Origin of the sequence: Pseudomonas fragi (genome assembly GCF_900105835.1) — a bacterium.
GTDB classification, from domain to species: domain Bacteria; phylum Pseudomonadota; class Gammaproteobacteria; order Pseudomonadales; family Pseudomonadaceae; genus Aquipseudomonas; species Aquipseudomonas fragi.
The window spans coordinates 3,097,171-3,120,000 of the sequence record NZ_LT629783.1 but is presented as its reverse complement, the minus strand read 5'-3'; the positions used below and the strand labels follow the sequence as shown (position 1 = coordinate 3,120,000).

Annotated in this window: 12 protein-coding genes, 2 tRNA genes, 6 rRNA genes and 1 pseudogene (1 of these 21 only partly in view); 19 read left to right on the top strand and 2 right to left on the bottom strand. The window is 56.3% G+C overall.

Annotated elements, in window-relative coordinates; translation table 11 throughout:
- The 10 genes and pseudogenes from BLU25_RS14200 to BLU25_RS23980 all read left to right on the top strand — a co-directional run.
- A 23S ribosomal RNA gene (locus BLU25_RS14200) occupies positions 1 to 1,555 on the top strand (it extends 1,339 nt beyond the left edge of the window).
- 146 nt (positions 1,556 to 1,701) lie between these two features.
- A 5S ribosomal RNA gene (rrf, locus tag BLU25_RS14195) occupies positions 1,702 to 1,817 on the top strand.
- A 480-nt stretch (positions 1,818 to 2,297) separates the two neighbouring features.
- A 16S ribosomal RNA gene (locus BLU25_RS14185) occupies positions 2,298 to 3,834 on the top strand.
- 81 nt (positions 3,835 to 3,915) lie between these two features.
- Positions 3,916 to 3,992, top strand: a tRNA-Ile gene (locus tag BLU25_RS14180).
- Positions 3,993 to 4,021: 29 nt separating this feature from the next.
- Positions 4,022 to 4,097 (top strand) — tRNA-Ala (locus BLU25_RS14175).
- 233 nt (positions 4,098 to 4,330) lie between these two features.
- A 23S ribosomal RNA gene (locus BLU25_RS14170) occupies positions 4,331 to 7,224 on the top strand.
- A 148-nt stretch (positions 7,225 to 7,372) separates the two neighbouring features.
- A 5S ribosomal RNA gene (rrf, locus tag BLU25_RS14165) occupies positions 7,373 to 7,488 on the top strand.
- A 105-nt stretch (positions 7,489 to 7,593) separates the two neighbouring features.
- Positions 7,594 to 7,709: ribosomal RNA gene (gene rrf / locus BLU25_RS14160) — 5S ribosomal RNA — on the top strand.
- Together the 16S, 23S and 5S rRNA genes with 2 tRNA genes alongside form the textbook arrangement of a ribosomal RNA operon.
- 273 nt (positions 7,710 to 7,982) lie before the next feature.
- A pseudogene (locus tag BLU25_RS23985) lies at positions 7,983 to 8,960 on the top strand (cache domain-containing protein); the annotation flags it as partial.
- A 117-nt stretch (positions 8,961 to 9,077) separates the two neighbouring features.
- Positions 9,078 to 9,863, top strand: a complete 786-nt coding sequence (locus tag BLU25_RS23980; protein WP_369782720.1) for a methyl-accepting chemotaxis protein — start codon at positions 9,078 to 9,080, stop codon at positions 9,861 to 9,863.
- A 48-nt stretch (positions 9,864 to 9,911) separates the two neighbouring features.
- Here the strand turns inward: BLU25_RS23980 and BLU25_RS14150 are convergent, their stop codons facing one another.
- A complete protein-coding gene (locus BLU25_RS14150) occupies positions 9,912 to 10,610 on the bottom strand; it encodes a GntR family transcriptional regulator (protein WP_029611663.1) in 699 nt (232 codons plus the stop codon).
- Between the two features lie 247 nt (positions 10,611 to 10,857).
- On the opposite strand from BLU25_RS14150, the gene BLU25_RS14145 reads away from it, so the two are divergent.
- From BLU25_RS14145 to BLU25_RS14105, 9 genes are all read left to right on the top strand, one after another.
- Positions 10,858 to 12,474: a glycosyltransferase family 39 protein gene (locus BLU25_RS14145; protein ID WP_083369692.1), complete on the top strand. Its 1,617-nt coding sequence runs from the start codon at positions 10,858 to 10,860 to the stop codon at positions 12,472 to 12,474.
- A complete protein-coding gene (locus BLU25_RS14140) occupies positions 12,455 to 12,712 on the top strand; it encodes a DUF2789 domain-containing protein (RefSeq protein ID WP_016782968.1) in 258 nt (85 codons plus the stop codon). Before BLU25_RS14145 ends, BLU25_RS14140 begins: the two co-directional genes overlap by 20 nt.
- A gap of 100 nt (positions 12,713 to 12,812) precedes the next feature.
- Positions 12,813 to 13,244, top strand: a complete 432-nt coding sequence (locus BLU25_RS14135) for a MarR family winged helix-turn-helix transcriptional regulator (RefSeq protein ID WP_016782970.1) — start codon at positions 12,813 to 12,815, stop codon at positions 13,242 to 13,244.
- Positions 13,241 to 15,331, top strand: a complete 2,091-nt coding sequence (locus BLU25_RS14130; RefSeq protein WP_016782971.1) for an FUSC family protein — start codon at positions 13,241 to 13,243, stop codon at positions 15,329 to 15,331. The genes BLU25_RS14135 and BLU25_RS14130 overlap by 4 nt, the downstream gene beginning before the upstream one ends.
- Positions 15,328 to 15,537: a DUF1656 domain-containing protein gene (locus tag BLU25_RS14125; protein WP_016782973.1), complete on the top strand. Its 210-nt coding sequence runs from the start codon at positions 15,328 to 15,330 to the stop codon at positions 15,535 to 15,537. The genes BLU25_RS14130 and BLU25_RS14125 overlap by 4 nt, the downstream gene beginning before the upstream one ends.
- Positions 15,534 to 16,436, top strand: a complete 903-nt coding sequence (locus tag BLU25_RS14120) for an efflux RND transporter periplasmic adaptor subunit (protein WP_016782974.1) — start codon at positions 15,534 to 15,536, stop codon at positions 16,434 to 16,436. The genes BLU25_RS14125 and BLU25_RS14120 overlap by 4 nt, the downstream gene beginning before the upstream one ends.
- Positions 16,433 to 17,878 (top strand): efflux transporter outer membrane subunit, encoded by a 1,446-nt coding sequence (locus BLU25_RS14115; RefSeq protein WP_083369691.1) that lies wholly within the window; start codon positions 16,433 to 16,435, stop codon positions 17,876 to 17,878. The genes BLU25_RS14120 and BLU25_RS14115 overlap by 4 nt, the downstream gene beginning before the upstream one ends.
- A 106-nt stretch (positions 17,879 to 17,984) precedes the next feature.
- On the top strand, positions 17,985 to 18,629 hold the full coding sequence (locus BLU25_RS14110; protein WP_029611664.1) for a hypothetical protein: 645 nt from the start codon (positions 17,985 to 17,987) through the stop codon (positions 18,627 to 18,629).
- Positions 18,630 to 18,757: 128 nt separating this feature from the next.
- Entirely contained in the window at positions 18,758 to 20,239 is a 1,482-nt protein-coding gene (locus tag BLU25_RS14105) for a YdgA family protein (protein ID WP_016782977.1), read from the top strand.
- A 98-nt stretch (positions 20,240 to 20,337) separates the two neighbouring features.
- Here the strand turns inward: BLU25_RS14105 and BLU25_RS14100 are convergent, their stop codons facing one another.
- On the bottom strand, positions 20,338 to 22,791 hold the full coding sequence (locus BLU25_RS14100; RefSeq protein WP_016782978.1) for a TonB-dependent receptor: 2,454 nt from the start codon (positions 22,789 to 22,791) through the stop codon (positions 20,338 to 20,340).
- Positions 22,792 to 22,830 lie beyond the last annotated feature (39 nt).

The following is a 22,830-nucleotide window of genomic DNA, read 5'->3' as shown; positions in this document are numbered from 1 at the left end:
CCTAAGGCGAGGCTGAAAAGCGTAGTCGATGGAAAACAGGTTAATATTCCTGTACTTCTGGTTATTGCGATGGAGGGACGGAGAAGGCTAGGCCAGCTTGGCGTTGGTTGTCCAAGTTTAAGGTGGTAGGCTGGAATCTTAGGTAAATCCGGGATTCTAAGGCCGAGAGCTGATGACGAGTGTTCTTTTAGAACACGAAGTGGTTGATGCCATGCTTCCAAGAAAAGCTTCTAAGCTTCAGGTAACCAGGAACCGTACCCCAAACCGACACAGGTGGTTGGGTAGAGAATACCAAGGCGCTTGAGAGAACTCGGGTGAAGGAACTAGGCAAAATGGCACCGTAACTTCGGGAGAAGGTGCGCCGATGGAGGTGAAGCATTTACTGCGTAAGCCCCTGTCGGTCGAAGATACCAGGCCGCTGCGACTGTTTATTAAAAACACAGCACTCTGCAAACACGAAAGTGGACGTATAGGGTGTGACGCCTGCCCGGTGCCGGAAGGTTAATTGATGGGGTTAGCTAACGCGAAGCTCTTGATCGAAGCCCCGGTAAACGGCGGCCGTAACTATAACGGTCCTAAGGTAGCGAAATTCCTTGTCGGGTAAGTTCCGACCTGCACGAATGGCGTAACGATGGCGGCGCTGTCTCCACCCGAGACTCAGTGAAATTGAAATCGCTGTGAAGATGCAGTGTATCCGCGGCTAGACGGAAAGACCCCGTGAACCTTTACTATAGCTTTGCACTGGACTTTGAATTTGCTTGTGTAGGATAGGTGGGAGGCTTTGAAGCGTGAACGCCAGTTTGCGTGGAGCCAACCTTGAAATACCACCCTGGCAACTTTGAGGTTCTAACTCAGGTCCGTTATCCGGATCGAGGACAGTGTATGGTGGGTAGTTTGACTGGGGCGGTCTCCTCCTAAAGAGTAACGGAGGAGTACGAAGGTGCGCTCAGACCGGTCGGAAATCGGTCGTAGAGTATAAAGGCAAAAGCGCGCTTGACTGCGAGACAGACACGTCGAGCAGGTACGAAAGTAGGTCTTAGTGATCCGGTGGTTCTGTATGGAAGGGCCATCGCTCAACGGATAAAAGGTACTCCGGGGATAACAGGCTGATACCGCCCAAGAGTTCATATCGACGGCGGTGTTTGGCACCTCGATGTCGGCTCATCACATCCTGGGGCTGAAGCCGGTCCCAAGGGTATGGCTGTTCGCCATTTAAAGTGGTACGCGAGCTGGGTTTAGAACGTCGTGAGACAGTTCGGTCCCTATCTGCCGTGGACGTTTGAGATTTGAGAGGGGCTGCTCCTAGTACGAGAGGACCGGAGTGGACGAACCTCTGGTGTTCCGGTTGTCACGCCAGTGGCATTGCCGGGTAGCTATGTTCGGGAAAGATAACCGCTGAAAGCATCTAAGCGGGAAACTTGCCTCAAGATGAGATCTCACTGGAACCTTGAGTTCCCTAAAGGGCCGTCGAAGACTACGACGTTGATAGGTTGGGTGTGTAAGCGCTGTGAGGCGTTGAGCTAACCAATACTAATTGCCCGTGAGGCTTGACCATATAACACCCAAGCAATTTGCTTAGAAGCAAGTTGCGGTGTGTGAAGACGATACAAACCGAAAGTTTGCGGTTCACAAAACACCAACTATTACATACCCATTCGCTGGAGCGTGCGCCGTTAGGCAAACGACCTGGCTACCGAATTTCTTGACGACCATAGAGCATTGGAACCACCTGATCCCATCCCGAACTCAGTAGTGAAACGATGCATCGCCGATGGTAGTGTGGGGTTTCCCCATGTGAGAGTAGGTCATCGTCAAGATTAAATTCCAAAAACCCTGTCTGCTCACGCAGACAGGGTTTTTGTTTTTATATAAGTACAAGCTTTGTAAAAAGCGTGTACGGTTAATCAGGCCATTTGCCTGGCTAACCAATAGATTGAACGTAGCAGGAAATAAAGCGTTGACAGCAGTGTGTAACACTGTAGAATTCGCCTCCCGCTAACGAGATATCGAAAGCGCAAGTGGTTGATGTTGTTGAAGTTCTCTAAGCAAAACTTTGAAAACATCAAAAATAACCGCTTGACAGCAACAGAGGCTGCTGTAGAATGCGCGCCTCGGTACAGCGAAAGCTGACCAACCGCTCTTTAACAACTGAATCAAGCAATTCGTGTGGGTGCTTGTGGAGTCAGACTGATAGTCAACAAGATTATCAGCATCACAAGTTACTCCGCGAGAAATCAAAGATGTAACCAACGATTGCTGAGCCAAGTTTAGGGTTTCTTAAAAACCCAAAGATGTTTGAACTGAAGAGTTTGATCATGGCTCAGATTGAACGCTGGCGGCAGGCCTAACACATGCAAGTCGAGCGGTAGAGAGAAGCTTGCTTCTCTTGAGAGCGGCGGACGGGTGAGTAATACCTAGGAATCTGCCTGATAGTGGGGGATAACGTTCGGAAACGGACGCTAATACCGCATACGTCCTACGGGAGAAAGCAGGGGACCTTCGGGCCTTGCGCTATCAGATGAGCCTAGGTCGGATTAGCTAGTTGGTGAGGTAATGGCTCACCAAGGCTACGATCCGTAACTGGTCTGAGAGGATGATCAGTCACACTGGAACTGAGACACGGTCCAGACTCCTACGGGAGGCAGCAGTGGGGAATATTGGACAATGGGCGAAAGCCTGATCCAGCCATGCCGCGTGTGTGAAGAAGGTCTTCGGATTGTAAAGCACTTTAAGTTGGGAGGAAGGGCATTAACCTAATACGTTGGTGTCTTGACGTTACCGACAGAATAAGCACCGGCTAACTCTGTGCCAGCAGCCGCGGTAATACAGAGGGTGCAAGCGTTAATCGGAATTACTGGGCGTAAAGCGCGCGTAGGTGGTTTGTTAAGTTGAATGTGAAATCCCCGGGCTCAACCTGGGAACTGCATCCAAAACTGGCAAGCTAGAGTATGGTAGAGGGTAGTGGAATTTCCTGTGTAGCGGTGAAATGCGTAGATATAGGAAGGAACACCAGTGGCGAAGGCGACTACCTGGACTGATACTGACACTGAGGTGCGAAAGCGTGGGGAGCAAACAGGATTAGATACCCTGGTAGTCCACGCCGTAAACGATGTCAACTAGCCGTTGGGAGTCTTGAACTCTTAGTGGCGCAGCTAACGCATTAAGTTGACCGCCTGGGGAGTACGGCCGCAAGGTTAAAACTCAAATGAATTGACGGGGGCCCGCACAAGCGGTGGAGCATGTGGTTTAATTCGAAGCAACGCGAAGAACCTTACCAGGCCTTGACATCCAATGAACTTTCCAGAGATGGATTGGTGCCTTCGGGAACATTGAGACAGGTGCTGCATGGCTGTCGTCAGCTCGTGTCGTGAGATGTTGGGTTAAGTCCCGTAACGAGCGCAACCCTTGTCCTTAGTTACCAGCACGTAATGGTGGGCACTCTAAGGAGACTGCCGGTGACAAACCGGAGGAAGGTGGGGATGACGTCAAGTCATCATGGCCCTTACGGCCTGGGCTACACACGTGCTACAATGGTCGGTACAAAGGGTTGCCAAGCCGCGAGGTGGAGCTAATCCCATAAAACCGATCGTAGTCCGGATCGCAGTCTGCAACTCGACTGCGTGAAGTCGGAATCGCTAGTAATCGTGAATCAGAATGTCACGGTGAATACGTTCCCGGGCCTTGTACACACCGCCCGTCACACCATGGGAGTGGGTTGCACCAGAAGTAGCTAGTCTAACCTTCGGGAGGACGGTTACCACGGTGTGATTCATGACTGGGGTGAAGTCGTAACAAGGTAGCCGTAGGGGAACCTGCGGCTGGATCACCTCCTTAATCGACGACATCAGCTGCTCCATAAGTTCCCACACGAATTGCTTGATTCATTGAAGAAGACGATAGAAGTAGACCAAAATTGGGTCTGTAGCTCAGTTGGTTAGAGCGCACCCCTGATAAGGGTGAGGTCGGCAGTTCGAATCTGCCCAGACCCACCAATTTTGTTTGGAAGCACCTGTAGAAATATGGGGCCATAGCTCAGCTGGGAGAGCGCCTGCCTTGCACGCAGGAGGTCAACGGTTCGATCCCGTTTGGCTCCACCATTACTGCTTCTTTATCGTAAAGCTTAGAAATGAGCATTCCATCAGATGGTGGTGAATGTTGATTTCTGATCTTTTGATTAGATCGTTCTTTAAAAATTTGGGTATGTAATAGAAAGTTAGACTGGATAGCACTTTCACTGGTGTTTATTCAGGCTAAGGTAAAATTTGTGATTGAAAGCAAATTTTCGGCGAATGTCGTCTTCATAGTATAACCAGATTGCTTGGGGTTATATGGTCAAGTGAAGAAGCGCATACGGTGGATGCCTTGGCAGTCAGAGGCGATGAAAGACGTGGTAGCCTGCGAAAAGCTTCGGGGAGTCGGCAAACAGACTTTGATCCGGAGATGTCTGAATGGGGGAACCCACCTAACATAAGTTAGGTATCTTAAGCTGAATACATAGGCTTAAGAAGCGAACCAGGGGAACTGAAACATCTAAGTACCCTGAGGAAAAGAAATCAACCGAGATTCCCTTAGTAGTGGCGAGCGAACGGGGACCAGCCCTTAAGCTGTATTGATGTTAGCGGAACGCTCTGGAAAGTGCGGCCATAGTGGGTGATAGCCCTGTACGCGAAAACATCTTTACAGTGAAATCGAGTAGGACGGAGCACGAGAAACTTTGTCTGAATATGGGGGGACCATCCTCCAAGGCTAAATACTACTGACTGACCGATAGTGAACTAGTACCGTGAGGGAAAGGCGAAAAGAACCCCGGAGAGGGGAGTGAAATAGATCCTGAAACCGTATGCGTACAAGCAGTGGGAGCCTACTTTGTTGGGTGACTGCGTACCTTTTGTATAATGGGTCAGCGACTTATTTTCAGTGGCAAGCTTAACCGAATAGGGGAGGCGTAGCGAAAGCGAGTCTTAATAGGGCGTCTAGTCGCTGGGAATAGACCCGAAACCGGGCGATCTATCCATGGGCAGGTTGAAGGTTGGGTAACACTAACTGGAGGACCGAACCGACTACCGTTGAAAAGTTAGCGGATGACCTGTGGATCGGAGTGAAAGGCTAATCAAGCTCGGAGATAGCTGGTTCTCCTCGAAAGCTATTTAGGTAGCGCCTCATGTATCACTGTAGGGGGTAGAGCACTGTTTCGGCTAGGGGGCCATCCCGGCTTACCAAACCGATGCAAACTCCGAATACCTACAAGTGCCGAGCATGGGAGACACACGGCGGGTGCTAACGTCCGTCGTGAAAAGGGAAACAACCCAGACCGTCAGCTAAGGTCCCAAAGTTATGGTTAAGTGGGAAACGATGTGGGAAGGCTTAGACAGCTAGGAGGTTGGCTTAGAAGCAGCCACCCTTTAAAGAAAGCGTAATAGCTCACTAGTCGAGTCGGCCTGCGCGGAAGATTTAACGGGGCTCAAACCATACACCGAAGCTACGGGTATCATCTTAGGATGATGCGGTAGAGGAGCGTTCTGTAAGCCTGTGAAGGTGAGTTGAGAAGCTTGCTGGAGGTATCAGAAGTGCGAATGCTGACATGAGTAACGATAATGGGTGTGAAAAACACCCACGCCGAAAGACCAAGGTTTCCTGCGCAACGTTAATCGACGCAGGGTTAGTCGGTCCCTAAGGCGAGGCTGAAAAGCGTAGTCGATGGAAAACAGGTTAATATTCCTGTACTTCTGGTTATTGCGATGGAGGGACGGAGAAGGCTAGGCCAGCTTGGCGTTGGTTGTCCAAGTTTAAGGTGGTAGGCTGGAATCTTAGGTAAATCCGGGATTCTAAGGCCGAGAGCTGATGACGAGTGTTCTTTTAGAACACGAAGTGGTTGATGCCATGCTTCCAAGAAAAGCTTCTAAGCTTCAGGTAACCAGGAACCGTACCCCAAACCGACACAGGTGGTTGGGTAGAGAATACCAAGGCGCTTGAGAGAACTCGGGTGAAGGAACTAGGCAAAATGGCACCGTAACTTCGGGAGAAGGTGCGCCGATGGAGGTGAAGCATTTACTGCGTAAGCCCCTGTCGGTCGAAGATACCAGGCCGCTGCGACTGTTTATTAAAAACACAGCACTCTGCAAACACGAAAGTGGACGTATAGGGTGTGACGCCTGCCCGGTGCCGGAAGGTTAATTGATGGGGTTAGCTAACGCGAAGCTCTTGATCGAAGCCCCGGTAAACGGCGGCCGTAACTATAACGGTCCTAAGGTAGCGAAATTCCTTGTCGGGTAAGTTCCGACCTGCACGAATGGCGTAACGATGGCGGCGCTGTCTCCACCCGAGACTCAGTGAAATTGAAATCGCTGTGAAGATGCAGTGTATCCGCGGCTAGACGGAAAGACCCCGTGAACCTTTACTATAGCTTTGCACTGGACTTTGAATTTGCTTGTGTAGGATAGGTGGGAGGCTTTGAAGCGTGAACGCCAGTTTGCGTGGAGCCAACCTTGAAATACCACCCTGGCAACTTTGAGGTTCTAACTCAGGTCCGTTATCCGGATCGAGGACAGTGTATGGTGGGTAGTTTGACTGGGGCGGTCTCCTCCTAAAGAGTAACGGAGGAGTACGAAGGTGCGCTCAGACCGGTCGGAAATCGGTCGTAGAGTATAAAGGCAAAAGCGCGCTTGACTGCGAGACAGACACGTCGAGCAGGTACGAAAGTAGGTCTTAGTGATCCGGTGGTTCTGTATGGAAGGGCCATCGCTCAACGGATAAAAGGTACTCCGGGGATAACAGGCTGATACCGCCCAAGAGTTCATATCGACGGCGGTGTTTGGCACCTCGATGTCGGCTCATCACATCCTGGGGCTGAAGCCGGTCCCAAGGGTATGGCTGTTCGCCATTTAAAGTGGTACGCGAGCTGGGTTTAGAACGTCGTGAGACAGTTCGGTCCCTATCTGCCGTGGACGTTTGAGATTTGAGAGGGGCTGCTCCTAGTACGAGAGGACCGGAGTGGACGAACCTCTGGTGTTCCGGTTGTCACGCCAGTGGCATTGCCGGGTAGCTATGTTCGGGAAAGATAACCGCTGAAAGCATCTAAGCGGGAAACTTGCCTCAAGATGAGATCTCACTGGAACCTTGAGTTCCCTAAAGGGCCGTCGAAGACTACGACGTTGATAGGTTGGGTGTGTAAGCGCTGTGAGGCGTTGAGCTAACCAATACTAATTGCCCGTGAGGCTTGACCATATAACACCCAAGCAATTTGCTTAGAAGCAAGTTGCGGTGTGTGAAGACTATACAAACCGAAAGTTTGCGGTTCACAAAACACCAAATCTATTACATACCCATTCGCTGGAGCGTGCGCCGCAAGGCAAACGACCTGGCTACCGAATTTCTTGACGACCATAGAGCATTGGAACCACCTGATCCCATCCCGAACTCAGTAGTGAAACGATGCATCGCCGATGGTAGTGTGGGGTTTCCCCATGTGAGAGTAGGTCATCGTCAAGATTAAATTCCAAAATCCCTGTCTGCTCGCACAGACGGGGATTTTGTTTTTATAGAAGTCCCAAGTTTTCGCAGGCACGTTTTGATAACGGATCTGCCACAGAATTTCTTGACGACCATAGAGCATTGGAACCACCTGATCCCATCCCGAACTCAGTAGTGAAACGATGCATCGCCGATGGTAGTGTGGGGTTTCCCCATGTGAGAGTAGGTCATCGTCAAGATTGAATTCCGAAACCCCTGTCTGCTAACGCAGACAGGGGTTTTGTTTTTGCGGGTCGTAAATCCCCTGCGCCCCACCATTCTCCTGCCCCTCCCCAGCACGATGCCAAAAGCCATCCCTGCGCTTTCGTCGGATTAAACATTTTTCAACTAAACGCGGCTAAGTATTGCGCGACTGGTGCCGACAGACTGTTGAGCAATGCGTGTGAGCAGAGCCGTGAAAAGGCTGTACATCACATACGCATCCCACCTTTTGGCATAAGAAGTCCCATGCTATGAATCTCAAGTTCAGCCATAAAATCCTTCTGGCCGCTTCAGGCGTCGTGGTTCTGGCGTTTGCGTTATTCACCTTGTACAACGACTACCTGCAGCGCGACACGATCAAGCAAAACATCGAGTCCTCGGTGCAGCAGGCCGGCAATCTCACAGCCAGCAGCGTGCAGAACTGGCTCAGTGGCCGCATTCTGGTACTGGAGAGCCTCGCTCAAAGCGTTGCACACCAGGGTAACCAGGCCGATCTGCCAGGCCTGGTGGATCAACCGGCGTTCACCTCCAATTTCCAGTTCACCTACGTTGGGCAGGCCAATGGCGTGTTTACCCAGCGCCCTGACGCGACCATGCCAGCAGGCTACGACCCCCGCGAGCGGCCTTGGTACAAGCAAGCGGTGAACGCCGGCCAGACCATGCTGACACCGCCCTATAAGGCAGCGGTGGGTGGCCTGATTGTGACTATCGCCATGCCCGTCAAAAAAAACGGGGAGTTGTTGGGTGTGGTGGGTGGCGACCTAAGCCTGGACAGCCTGGTCAAGATCATTAACTCGGTGGATTCCGGAGGTCTGGGTTACGCCTTTCTGGTGAGCAGCGATGGTCAGGTCATCGTCAGCCCGGACAAGGATCAGGTGATGAAAAACCTCAAGGATATTTATCCGTCCAGCGCTCTGCATATTGAGAAGGGTATTCAGCAAGTAACGCTCAATGGCCAGGAGCGGATCATGTCTTTTACTCCGGTCACGGGCTTGCCTTCTGCAGACTGGTATATCGGTCAGTCGATCGACAAGGAAAAGGCTTATGCCCCTCTGTCGAAATTCCGTACCTCTGCGTTGATTGCGATGTTTATTGCGGTGGCCGCGATCGCCCTGCTGCTGAGCATGCTGATTCGTGTATTGATGCGCCCACTGACAACGATGGGCCGTGCAATGCAGGATATTGCTCAGGGTGAAGGCGATCTGACGCGCCGGCTGGTGATCGAGCACAAGGATGAATTTGGCGAGCTGGCCAGTTCATTCAACCAGTTTGTGGAACGTATTCACGCATCCATCAGCGAAGTGTCATCGGCTACTCGCCAGGTTCACGACTTGTCCCAGCGGGTGATGGCATCGTCCAACGCTTCCATTATTGGTTCGGATGAGCAGAGTGCGCGCACCAACAGCGTGGCGGCTGCTATTAACGAACTGGGTGCGGCTACTCAGGAAATCGCCCGCAATGCCGCCGACGCTTCGCAGCATGCCAGTGGTGCCAGTGAGCAGGCTGATGATGGGCGCAAGGTGGTTGAGCAGACGATTGAGGCCATGACCGAGCTTTCGCAGAAGATCAGCCTGTCGTGTGAGCAGATCGAAACCCTGAATGCCAGCACCGATAATATTGGCCACATCCTGGATGTGATCAAAGGCATCTCTCAGCAGACCAACCTGCTGGCCCTCAACGCAGCCATTGAGGCCGCGCGTGCGGGTGAAGCGGGCCGCGGCTTTGCCGTGGTGGCGGATGAGGTGCGCAACCTCGCCCATCGCACTCAGGAGTCGGCTGAGGAGATCCACAAAATGATTACCTCGCTGCAAGTAGGCTCTCGCGAAGCGGTCAGCACCATGAATGCGAGCCAGGTGTCCAGCGAGGAAAGTGTCGAGGTGGCGAATCAGGCGGGTGCCCGTTTGATCAGCGTGACCCAGCGTATCGAAGAAATCGACGGTATGAACCAGTCGGTTGCAGCTGCCACCGAGGAACAAACCGCCGTGGTTGAAACCCTCAATGTGGATATCAACCAGATCAACCTGCTCAACCAGCAAGGTGTGGTCAACCTCAACGAAACCCTTAAAGATTGCGATGCGCTGTCGCAGCAGGCCAGTCGCCTCAAGCAATTGGTCGACAGCTTCAAGATTTGAGGCTCGAACGGCTGTAACGAGTTATCCACAGGCCTGGCGTTTAAAACGTCAGGCCTGTTTTGCTTTCAGGGTATCCAGATAATAGGTAATAGCCTTTACCCCGCGCTGTAGATGCAATTGCAGCTCTGCAATACAGGCTTCGACATCGTTGGCCCGGGCATGGCGCAGTAATGCCCGGTGATCGTCCTGGCACAGCTTGCCCAGGTTCATCTGCTCAAGGTTAAAGCGCAGGAAGCGCTCTTCTTCAATAAGCCCGGCTTCAATGAGTGCCAGCAGCTTTTTATTCTGGGCCTTGCCGTAAAGTGCCTGGTGAAATTGCCGATTGAGTGTGCCGATCTTGCCGAAGTCTGTTTCTACTTCCAGCGCTTCGATATAGCCCTCGGCCTCTTCGAAATCTTCGTTGCTTAACAGCGGTACTGACAGGCGCAGTGCCTGGGCTTCGAGTAACTGGCGCAGTTCGTAGGTTTCCAGCGAGTCGTCTTCAATCAAAGGGGCAACAACGGCTCCCTTGTACTGCACAACCTGCAACAAACCTTGAGCTTCCAGCTGGCGTAGTGCCTCACGAACAGGCATGCGGCTGACGCCAAACAGCTGTGCCAATGCTTCCTGGCGAATGGCTGTACCGCAAGGCAGGCGGCCATCAAGGATGGCGTTACGCAACGTCTCTTCGATCACTGACCGTGCCAAATGGGCAGGTATGGGGTCAGATACAACTATGCTGTTTAGAGGGTTATTTTTGACGGCCACGTTGTAACTACCTACGCCGAAAGATCAGCACGCTTGTTTGGATCCAATTCAAGTTAGGTACTGACCCAATCCCTGTCAAACCTTGTTGCCTATAGTTTAGCGTGACTGTGAGATAAGAGATTGCACCGTGCCACTATCTTTCTTGATCAAGGCTCACCACCGCGCTCCCTTTTACCAGGAGCTGTGCCCTACAATCGCCGGACTCAGTGCTGCCCACGTCGCAGCGCCAATGCACAGCAGGTGAAGGATGGGCGTACTCAGCAATAACGATATGGGTGAACTGCGGCTGCAACTGCCTGAATCGTCCCATAACGCAGTGGCTCGCCTGGTCCGCCAGCCGTGGCTGTGGTGTATTTTGCTGTTGGCTGCGGGGGTACGGTTTTACGGCTTTACGGCCTCTGCGATCTGGTGCGACGAAGGTTCGAGCCTGATGCTGAGCGCCTACCCGCTGGCCGAAATCTGGTCGCATGCGTCCCATGATGTTCACCCACCGTTGTACTTCATGCTGTTGCACGGCTGGATGGCGATGTTCGGTGACAGCCTTGCCTCGATTCGTTCCCTGAGTGTGTTGCCCGGTATTGTGACGGTCATGTTGGGTATGTGGCTTGTGCGGTTGGTCGCCACGCAAAGGGCGGCGTTGCTGGCGGGCTTGCTGCTGGCGTTATTGCCCACCGCCGTGCGCTACAGCCAGGAAGTGAGGATGTATGCGTTGCTGGGGGTATGGCTGATCGCCGCCACGATTGCCCTGGTGTACTGGATCAAGGCACCGCATTCATACCGTTATCCGCTCATTTATACCCTGCTGATGGCCGCGGCCTTCTACACCCACTACTTCACCGCATTCTGTGTGATCGCCCATTGGCTCTACCTGCTGCTCTGTGGCCGCGCTACCCGGTGGCTGATCAAGCGTCCTGCCTGGTGGCTGGCCAACGTCGCCATTGTGCTGTTGTTCCTGCCCTGGCTGCCGGGGCTGGTGGATTTGCTGCAGCACATGGCTGAACTCAAGAGTGGCGGTGATGTGGGCTGGGAGCCCGCGGTGGATGCCCGCTCCTTGCCGGCCATGCTGTGGCAGTTATTGACTCAGGATGAGGGTGATAGCCTGCCTTGGCCGTTGTTCTGGCTGCCACCGCTGGCACTGCTGGGCAGCATGGTATGGATGGCGCTGCGCGATGCGACCCCGCACAAGTTCACCAGCCTGATCGTGATCTACACCCTGCTGCCGATTCTGGCGATTTACGCGGTGTCTTTTGCTTCGCCGCTGTTTATCGAACGCTATGTGATGTTTGCCGCGCTGGGTTTGCCGCTGCTGGTTGCCATTGCGGTGGACCGTCTGCTTACGCACAAGCGGGCGCTGGCCATCGCAATCCTGGCCTTGTTTATCGGCACCGAGGCCGTGGGGCTGCGCAGTAATTTCAGTAGCGATGCCGATCATTTCGATCGTCTGGTCGAGCATGTGAACCAGCAGTTCAAGCCCGGTGACCGTATCGTGGTCAGTGACCTGTTCTGGTACTTCAGCTTCGTTTACTACAACAAGACCGGATTCGAGCCCATGCTCTACACGCCGCCTCTGGAGGATGGCACATCCGGGCGCCCGAATGATTATGGGTTTGGCACGTTAGTGAATGGCCACGGTCAAACAATCTATGTCGACCGCTTGAGCGACCTGCCGCCCGGCCCGGGCCGCGTCTGGCTGATTAGCAGCAAAGTGCAGCCGGATGATTTCAGTTCAATCCCCGTGGCCTGGCACAAAGCACGGGACCTGAGCGTCGATGACACGCAGGCTCGTCTATATTTGACCTGCCCCGGTGCCGAATGCGGCGCTGAACCTGAATGGAGTCAACTCGATGCAAAAGCCCACCCATAGCCTGCCATCCTTGTTCAAACAGCTGGGCCTGCCGTCCAGCCCGGAAGATATCGAAAAATTTGTCACCACCCACTCGCCACTCAAGCCGGACCTCAAGCTTGAAGATGCTTTTTTCTGGACGCCCGCCCAAGCGGCTTTTTTGCGCGAAGAGCATCTTGAAGACGCTGACTGGGCAGAAGTCGTCGACCAGTTGAACCTGATGCTGCGGCAAAAACCGATCGCAGGTAAGCAGAAATAAATAGCAACACTTGACTGTGATCCTCTGGCCGAGCAATATTAATAGTTAGCAAACTAACTTTATGTGACGCCCCTTGCCTGACACTCTCGATCCACTGCAAATGAGCATCAGCACCGGCATGGTGGTTGCGACTCGCCATTGGCGTCGTGTCTGCCAGGCCACGCTGGTCAACTACGGTATTTCCGAAGCCTGCGCCATGCCGCTGCTGATTATCGGCCGCCTGGGTGAGGGGGTGCGGCAAGTCACCGTGGCCCATGCTGCCGGGATGGAAAGCCCGTCGCTGGTGCGCTTGCTTGATCAACTGTGCAAGGCCGGTTATGTGCGCCGCTGTGAAGATGCCAGCGACCGACGTGCCAAAACCCTGAGCCTGACTGACACCGGGCGTGCTCTGGTGCAATCGATTGAGGCCCAGCTGGTACAACTGAGAAGGGCCGCTCTGGCCGATATCCCGGTGGCTGACCAGGAAGCGGCATTGCGTGTGATCAAAGCCTTTGAAGCGGCCGGACAATTGCCTGACGGAGCTGCCTCTTGAACGGTTTTTTCAGCAGCATGCCGCCTGCGCGTGACTGGTTCTACGGGGTGCGCACCTTCGCCGCATCGATGATCGCGCTGTATATCGCCCTGCTAATGGAAATGCCCCGTCCTTACTGGGCAATGGCCACGGTCTATATCGTCTCCAGCCCCTTTGTCGGGCCTACCAGCTCCAAGGCCGTGTACCGTGCCCTGGGCACGCTGATAGGGGCTGCAGCGGCAGTGTTTTTTGTGCCGCTGTTTGTACAGACACCCTTTTTACTGGTGCTGGTGATCGCCCTGTGGACCGGCATTTTGCTGTTTCTGTCGCTGCACCTGCGCACCGCCAACAGTTATGTGTTCATGCTGGCCGGCTACACCATGCCCATGATCGCCTTGCCGATTGTGGATAACCCGCTGAATGTCTTTGATATCGCCGTGTCGCGTACCGAAGAAATCATGCTTGGCATCGTCTGCGCCGCCGTGGTCGGCAGCATGTTCTGGCCCCGACGCCTGACCCCGGTGTTTATTGACGCAGCCGCCAAGTGGTTTGCCGATGCAAGCAATTACAGCAAGCACTACCTGGCCCGCGATATTGAGCCGAGCACAGTCAGCGGCCTGCGTTCGTCGATGGTCACCACGTTCAACAGCCTTGAAATGATGATTGGCCAGTTGCCCCATGAAGGCGCGCACCCGCAGACCGTGCGCAATACCAAGGAACTGCGCGGGCGCATGATCCACCTGCTGCCGGTGGTCGATGCTCTGGATGACGCGCTCTATGCCCTGGAGCGCCGCGCCCCGGAGCTGCTGGACAAGGTCACGCCGTTGCTTGATCACGCCAGGGCCTGGCTTGAAAACACCCGCGATGGCGCGCCGGTCCAGCAGTGGCAAGCCCTGCGCCATGAGCTCGAAGCATTGCAGCCCAGCGCCGCCGCCCTGGATGATCGCCGCCAACTGGTGCTTTCCAACGTGCTGTACCGGCTGGGTGAATGGATCGATCTGTGGCAAGACTGCCGCAGCCTGCAGGAAGCCATCTCCACCGGTAACCGTGAGGTCTGGCGTGCGGTCTACCGGCATTGGCGCCTGGGCCGGTTGACGCCGTTTCTCGATCGCGGGCTGATGCTTTATTCGGCGTTCTCAACCGTCACCGCAATTGTTGTCGCCTCGGTGCTGTGGATCCTGCTTGGCTGGACCGATGGCGCCAGTGCGGTGATTCTGGCCGCCGTGGCTTGTAGCTTCTTTGCCGCAATGGATGACCCGGCGCCGCAGATCTACCGGTTCTTTTTCTGGACTTCGCTGTCGGTGCTGTTCGCCAGTCTGTATCTGTTTGTGATCCTGCCCAACCTGCACGACTTCCCGATGCTGGTGCTGGCGTTTGCGGTGCCGTTTATCTGCGTGGGCACCCTGACCGTACAGCCGCGTTTTTATCTGGGCACCTTGCTGACCATCGTCAACACCGCCTCGTTTATCAGCATCCAGGGCGCTTACGACGCGGACTTCATGGTGTTTATGAATGCCAACCTGGCAGGGCCTGTCGGCCTGCTGTTTGCCTTCGTCTGGACCCTGATCGCACGCCCCTTCGGTGCCGAGCTGGCGGCCAAGCGCCTGACCCGTTTCAGCTGGCGTGACATTGTCAGCCTGACCCAGCCCGCCACCCTGGCCGAGCACCGGCAGATGGGCGCGCAAATGCTCGACCGCCTGATGCAGCACTTGCCGCGCCTGGCCTTGACCGGGCAGGACACGGGCAGCGCCCTGCGTGACTTGCGAGTGGCGCTCAACCTGCTCGACCTGCTGGCTTATGCGCCCCGGGTCACGGGCGGGCCGCAACTGTTACTGCGCCAGGTGGTCAGTGATGTGGGCGACTACTTTTGTGCCTGTCTCAAGGCGGGTGAGCGTTTGCCAATGCCAATGGGCCTGCAGATGACCATGGACCGCACCCGTCGCGCCCTCAACGCCAATGACCTGCAAGACGAAGGCGAGGCCCGGGTGCATCTGCTGCACGCCCTCAGCGGCCTGCGCCTGGCCCTGCTGCCCGGCGTTGAATTTATCGTCGATAACGACGACCTGCCACATCCCCGGGTCCAGGGCATTGATGGAGCGCCGCTATGATTGGTGACGTAGATATCAGCGGGGTCTTCCTGCCCACGCTTCTGGTATTGATGGGCATTACCTACTTGTTGTTTCTGGTGGTTCACGGATTACTTACCCGTGTGCACTTTTACCGTCTGGTCTGGCACCGGGCTTTGTTCAACGTCGGTCTCTACGCTCTGTTACTCGGCGTTGTGGATTCGTTCAGTCGATATCTGATGACATGAAAAAACCTTTACTGACCCTGGGCCGTGTCGTTCTCACCTTGCTGGTGGTGACGTTTGCCTGCGTCGTGGTCTGGCGCATGACCATGTATTACATGTTTGCTCCCTGGACCCGTGATGCCCATATCCGCGCCGACATTGTGCAAATCGCCCCCGACGTGTCGGGCCTGATCAAGCAGGTGGATGTGCGTGACAACCAGCCCGTCAGCCGTGATCAGGTGCTGTTTGTGATTGACCAGGAACGCTTCAAGCTGGCACTGCGTCAGGCCGAGGCCACCGTGGCCGACCGCAAGGAAACCCTGGCCCAGGCTCAGCGTGAAAGCCGCCGTAACAAGGGCCTGGGTAACCTGGTGGCCCGTGAACAGCTCGAAGAAAGCCAGTCCCGTGAGCTGCGTGCCCAGGCCGCACTGATTGAGGCCCAAGTGGCCGTGGACAGCGCCCAGCTCAATCTGGACCGCACCGTGGTGCGCAGCCCGGTCGATGGCTACGTCAACGACCGGGCTCCACGGGTCAATGAGTTCGTCACCGCAGGGCGGCCGGTGCTGTCGATTGTCGACAGCAGCTCGTTCCATATCGATGGCTATTTTGAAGAAACCAAGCTGGATGGCATCCATGTCGGCCAAAGCGTCGATATCCGCGTGATTGGCGACAATGCACGTTTGCGCGGGCATGTCGAAAGCATCGTGGCGGGTATCGAAGACCGTGACCGCACCAGCGGCCAGAACCTGCTGCCCAATGTCAACCCGGCGTTCAGCTGGGTGCGGCTGGCGCAACGGATTCCGGTGCGTATCGTGTTTGACGACGTGCCTGAAGACTTTCGCATGATCGCCGGGCGCACCGCGACCGTGTCCATTATCGAAGACTCGGCCAAAGCCCAGCCTGCCCCGGAGCGCGCGCAATGAAAGCCGTTCGCCTGGCAGCCGTAGGGCTGGGTCTGCTGTTGTCGGGCTGCCAGTTGCTGGGCCCCGATTACCAGTTGCCCAAGGACGCGGCCATGCAGCGCCCCGACTTGCAGGGCCAATTGGCGGGCGAGGGCGCCAATGTGGTGTCCGCGCCGGTCCCCGATGACTGGTGGAAGCTCTATCAGGACCCCAAGCTCAACGAGCTGGTGCGTCAGGCGCTGGCCTCCAACACAGATTTGCGGGTCGCTGCGGCGAACCTGTCGCGGGCCCGGGCCCAGGTGGAGCAGGCGCAATCGGCCGGGGGCTGGAGTGGCTCGGTCAAGGCGGGCGCCCAGCGCTTGCAAGAGTCCGGCGAAGCCTTTCTGCTGGCCGATAAGGTACCGGTAGCCAATGTCGGTGATCTGGGTATCAGTACCTCGTACCAGTTCGACTTGTGGGGCACCTTGCAGCGCGGGATCGAAGCCGCGCAGGCCAACGCCGATGCGACCCAGGCCGCGGCGGATACTGCACGCATCACCCTGGTGGCGGATGTGGTGCGGGCCTACACCCAGGTCTGCGCCGCCAATGAAGAGCACCATATCGCTGAAGAGTCCCTCAAGCTGCAAGCGCAAAGCACCAGCCTGACCCAGCGCCTGCGTGACGCCGGGCGCGGTGATGAAACCCAGGTCACCCGTTCTGAAACCCAGTTCAAGTCGTTGCGCGCAGAATTGCCGCGCTACGAGGCCATGCGCCAGTCCGGCCTGTTCCGTTTGTCTATGTTGCTGGCCAGGCCGCTGGATCAACTCCCCGCCGGTGTTGCCACCTGCGCCGAGCTGCCGCATATCGCCCAGCTGTTGCCGGTGGGTGACGGCGCAGCGCTGCTCAAGCGCCGCCCCGACGTGCGTCAGGCCGAGCGCCATCTGGCTGCAGCCACCGCCGAAATCGGCGTAGCCACAGGCTCGCTGTACCCGGACATCAGCATCGGTGCCAGCATTGGCACGGTGGGGATTATCGACAATCTGGGTACGGCCCCTACCAACCGCTGGGGCTTCGGCCCGATGTTGAGCTGGACAATTCCGACCAACGGCTCGCGGGCGCGCATCCGTGAAGCCGAGGCTGTTACCCAGGGGGCATTGGCCAAATTCGACGGTGTGGTGCTCAACGCCATCCGCGAAACCCAGACCAGCCTGGTGCAATACACCGCCTTGTTGCAGCGCCGCGAAGCACTGGCTGAAGCCGAGGCGTCGGCCAAAACGGCGGCCGACCAGACCCATCAGTTCTTCCAGGCCGGGCGCGAGTCGTTTCTGGCCGACTTGCAGGCGACCCGCACCTACACCGACATGCGCGCGCAATTGTCGGCAGCCAATACTCAGGTCGCCATGAGCCAGATCGACCTGTTCCTGGCCCTGGGTGGTGGCTGGGAAAGTGGACGAACGCAAGCTGCGGCAAACGCCAAACCCTGAGAGCGTTGCTATGCTCTGAATTATCGGTATCAGAACGATGGTTCAGGGCGTTTGCGGTCTGTAGCCCTCCTCATCGTGCAGACCCTGCCTGATGGGGATACTAATAATGAAAAACCCTTACGCTCCCGGTTTCTGGTGTGCAGTGGCCGCATTGGTGCTGCTCTCGGCTACCTATTTCTACGGCATCATGCTGGCGCACCAGATCGACAAGGCGTTGATCTTCCTCGACAGCGCCAGCGCACTGATCGCCGTGATGGCCATAGCAGTGGTGGCCTGCGCCTCAGTGCAAACCCGGCAAATCAAGAAGCGCCAGATCAACCAGGGCCAGACCCGTGTGCTGATCTGGGATACCAAGGTCGCCCTGCGCCGGGTAGAGACGGTATTTGACCGCTATTTCTGGGGCAGTTACTGGCAGCCGGGCCGCACCTTTCAGGAGTTCATGGGCGAACTCACCGGTACCCCGCTGGAAAAAAGCCTCGAAGCCCTGAAAATCCAGTGCCTGAAACTCGACAAGGCGTTGCCCTCCGATGACCGCCAATGGCTCGAAACTGCGCGTGAACTTGCTGATGTGGCGGCAGCGATGGCGCGTGAGCGTTACCAGCTAGATTACTCAGACGTTTCTTTTAATTCTGTAGGAGAAACCTGCATAGACCATGATCTGGAAGTGCTGGTGTACACCTGGAGTGCCAGCCTCAAGAGTTTCGACCATCAACTCGACGAAATTGACCGGCGTTACGCCCAACCGGCATGAAGGCGGTGTGACGCAAGAGCAGCGTCAGTTCTGTTGCCGGTGTTAACCTGCTTGTACTTTTCGGCCCATGAAGGGCTTGGCAAAGACCGCTTTACTTTCAACACAACGGACATTGAACGGGTCAATTGATGAATAAACCATTAGCTGTGCTGGTAGGGATCGTTGTTGTCGCCGGGGCGCTGAACACCGCTGGCGCGTGGTACACCGGCAGCAAAATCGAGGGCGTGCTGCAGACGTCGATTGCACAGACCAACCAGGAGCTGGCCAAGCAACTGCAAGGCACGACCACACACGGCACTATTGAGCTGGTTTCCATTGAGCGCAACCTCTACAGCAGCACCGCGCACTATCGTCTCAAGCTCCAGGACGACAAGGCCGGCGCGGATGCACAGCCGGTGGAATTGCTGTTTGTCGATAATATCGAGCATGGCCCGTTGCCGTGGTCGCGTATCAAGACGTTCAAGTGGATGCCGGTGATGGCGGTCAGCAATTATTCGCTGGAAAAAACCCCATTTAGCGAAAAATGGTTTGCCGCCACCAAGGATCAGACCCCGCTCAAAGGCCAGGTCACCCTGGGTTACGACCGCTCGATTGACGGTCATATGGAGCTGACGGCCCTGCAGACCCAGCTGGACGAGCACTCGACCTTGAGTTTCTCGGGCATGACCATGCAGGCCCAGACCGATGCCGACGGCCAGAACCTCAAGGCCAAAGGCTACATGGACCACCTCAAGCTCAATGCAATCACGATTGAGAACCCGCCGGTAACGGTCGAGCTCAATGGCCTGACCCTGGCCAGTGACCTGAAGAAAACCGACTTTGGCTTCTATCTCGGGCAGAGCGTGATGGCGCTGAGTGAAGGCCAGTTGACCTATGGCGTGAAGCAATCGGTGATCAAGCTCAAGAGCTTCGAGTACGCGGATTCTGCTTCTGCTAATGGCAACCTGATGTCCGGGCGGCTGTCCTACAACGTGGGTGATGTCACCCTGGACGGTAAACCGGTGGGCAGTGCGCAAATGGTCCTGACCGCCAACAGCCTGGATATCCCGGCCATGCAGGCGCTGCTGCAGATTTATCAGAACAAGTTCCAGCCCCAGGCCGAGGGCACTTTGCCGCAAACCCCGCTGACCCCGGCGGAGCAAGTGCAGATGCAGCTTCAGGTGGAAAAGATACTGGCCTCCAAACCGCAGCTGGCGCTAGAGAAATTCACCATCAAGACCGCCAATGGCGAAAGCCAGCTCAGCGTTGCGATGGGCTTGGCCAAACCGACTTCATTTGAGCAGCCGCCGGTTGAGGTCACCAAGCAGATGCTGACCGCGCTTGAGGCCAAGCTGCTGCTGTCCAAGCCGATGATTGCTGATTTGTCGGCAGTGCAGGCACAACTGGTGGGCCAGACCGACCCGCAAGCCATTGCCAAGATGGCCAGCATGAACAGCGAAATGGCGGGTGTGATGGCGGTGCAGACCGGGCTGGCCAAAGTGGAGGGCAGCAACATCCTGGCCTCGCTCAATTACGCGGATGGCCAGGTGGATCTCAATGGCCAGAAAATGAGCCTTGAAGACTTCATCACGGCAATGAGCACCCGCTTTGGTGGTGTGGCCAGCCAGTAATGGCCCATGTGGGAGCGGGCTTGCTCGCGATGCAGGCGCTACGGTTTTTCAGGTAAACCGCATTGCTCCAATCGCGAGCAAGCCCGCTCCCACAGTCCTCAGTACGCCAATGACCAGGTCATGGTGTAAGTGCGGCCACGGCCCTGATAGTCATACAGATACTCCGGGCCGTAGGTCGGCGAGTAGAACAGCGCCGCACGCTGGCCCCAGACGGTGCTGTACTCCTTGTCCAGCAGGTTCTGGATACCGGCGCTGAACGTGCCGAATTCAGTCTCCTGGCTGCCCATCAAGTCGAACGTGGTGTAACCGCTGATCTTGTGGTCGGAATCGTCTTTAAGTGTAAAGGCATGGTTACCCTGCAAGCGCACATTGCGCCCGTCACCGTGCCAGCCCACAAACGCGGTGGACTTGGACAATGACGCATAACGAGCGTCACGTTTCATCCAGTCGCCTTGCGCGTCCTCTTCCTCTGAACGCACCAGATGCAAGGTGCCGCCTGCGTCCCAACCGTTATTGAAGTGACGGGTCAGCGCGCCTTCAAAGCCAAAGTCGCGGCTTTTCTTGTCGGTTACATCAATGGTCAGCGTGGCAGCGTCCGTGGTGATGACCTTGTCCGACCAGATGTAATAAATCGCCGCCTGCGCGTCCCAATCCACATCTGCAAAACGCCAGCCGGTCTCGACCTGACGGCTCTTGATCCCGGCCAGCGGGTTGTCTTTGACGCTCAGGCCCGCCTTGCCGTAGTACTTGGCCGGGTCCGGCAAATCAAAGCCTTCGCTGTAGTTGACCCAGGTTTGATGGCCATTTTTAAAGTCGTAGATGGCACCGAGGTTGAACAGGTTGACCGCGTAATCATTGCTGCCACCGGCAATGCCCTTGAACACACCGACATCGACGTCCATTTGTTGTCGCCGCGCGCCGCCAGACAGGGTCAGGGCATCGGTAAGTTTCCAGTCAAGCTGGGCGTAGGCCGAATGCCCATCAACCCGGTAACTTGGGTAGCGCGGGGCTTTGCTTTGGGTGACCAGGTCCAGGCCGCCGCTTTCGGACGAGATGGCCGAATCGAACACGCTTTGCTCGGCGTTGAAGCGCTCGCGGTCAAGGTCCACGCCATAGGTCAGCTTCAGGCTGTCCCATTGCTTGGCAAACAGTGCCTTGAGGCTGGTGACCTCGAAGTTTTGCTGCGAAGCGGCGAAGTACACGCCCTTGGAACCCTGCGGTTTACCGGCGTTGTAGTACGGGAACGGATAGAAATTGTTGTCTTCCTTGCGGTACGAGCCCTGCAAGTAGAAGTCCTGGCCCAGCAAGTCGGCGTGGTGATAGTTGGCGTTGAACAGCAGGCGCTTGGAACGCGGCTCCAGGTCGGTGTCGTAGCCGCTGCGGATCTCGGCGTCTTCGAGGTTGGACGGCGCCTTGTCGTGCAGGTTGGGGAAGTAGATGCCGACGCTGCCGTTATTGCCCGAATCGTAGTACTGAGCCAGCAAGTCCAGGTCCTGCACGTCATCGAGCTTGATCGCCAGGCTGCCCATCAGGTCGAGGGTGCGGTTGTATTGCAGGTCGGTCTGGGTGTTGTCGATAAACACCTGATCGCCCTTGCCATCGTAAAAGGCTTCGTTCTGTTCGCCGGAAATCCCCAGGCGACCATAGACCCGATCTGTGCCGCCGCTGACTGATTGCGAAATGCGGCTGGAGAGGTCGTCGCTGTTGTTGAAACCGCTGGTGGCCGACAGCTCGGTCTCGAATTGCGCGGGGCCGGGCGTGCCCTTTTTGGTCACGATATTGATGATCCCGCCTGTGGCGCCGCCGCCGTATAGCGCGCTGGCGCCGGACAACACTTCGACCCGTTCGACGTTGAACGGCGAGATGCTGTCGAACTGGCGCGACAGCCCCCGCGAGCTGTTCTGGCTGACGCCGTCGATCATCACCAGCACGTTGCGCCCGCGCATGTTCTGGCCGTAGTTGCTGCGCCCTTCGGGTGCCAGGTCGAGCCCCGGCACCAGTTTGCCGATGGCTTCCTTGAGGGTGACACCGGTGTCCAGTTGCTCCTGCAACTGCACCTGGTCGACCACCCACACGGTGCCCGGGATTTCACTGATGGCGGTGCTGGTACGGGCGCCGACGCTGACTTCCAGGGCCTTGAGTTGCAGGCTCTGCGCGGGGGCTTGAGGTTTGCGCAAGATGACGGTGCGGGCATCGCTGAATTGCCAGTCCAGGCCGCTGCCTTCCAGCAGGGTGTGCAGTGCCTGTTCAATGCTCATCTGCCCTTTGAGCCCCGGGCTGTGTAGCCCGGCCACTTCGGCAGAGGTGAACAGCAGATGCAGATCGGCCTGGTCGGCAAATTGGGTAAGGGCCTGGTCGAGTTCCTGGGCCGGGACGTCCAGGCTGACCTGGCGGGCGCTTACAGAGGCACCGGGGGCGGTCGCAGACGCTGCCTGGGCACTGGCGTGCAGCGTGCCGCCCAGGCTGGCCAGCAAGGTTGTGGCCACAAGTACCTGGCGCAGTCGCTGTTCGTTGAGGTGTGCGCCGCGTGGCTTTTTGACGTGCTCGACCATTGCGTGTTTGATCCTTGTCCGGGTTTTTATATCGCGAAT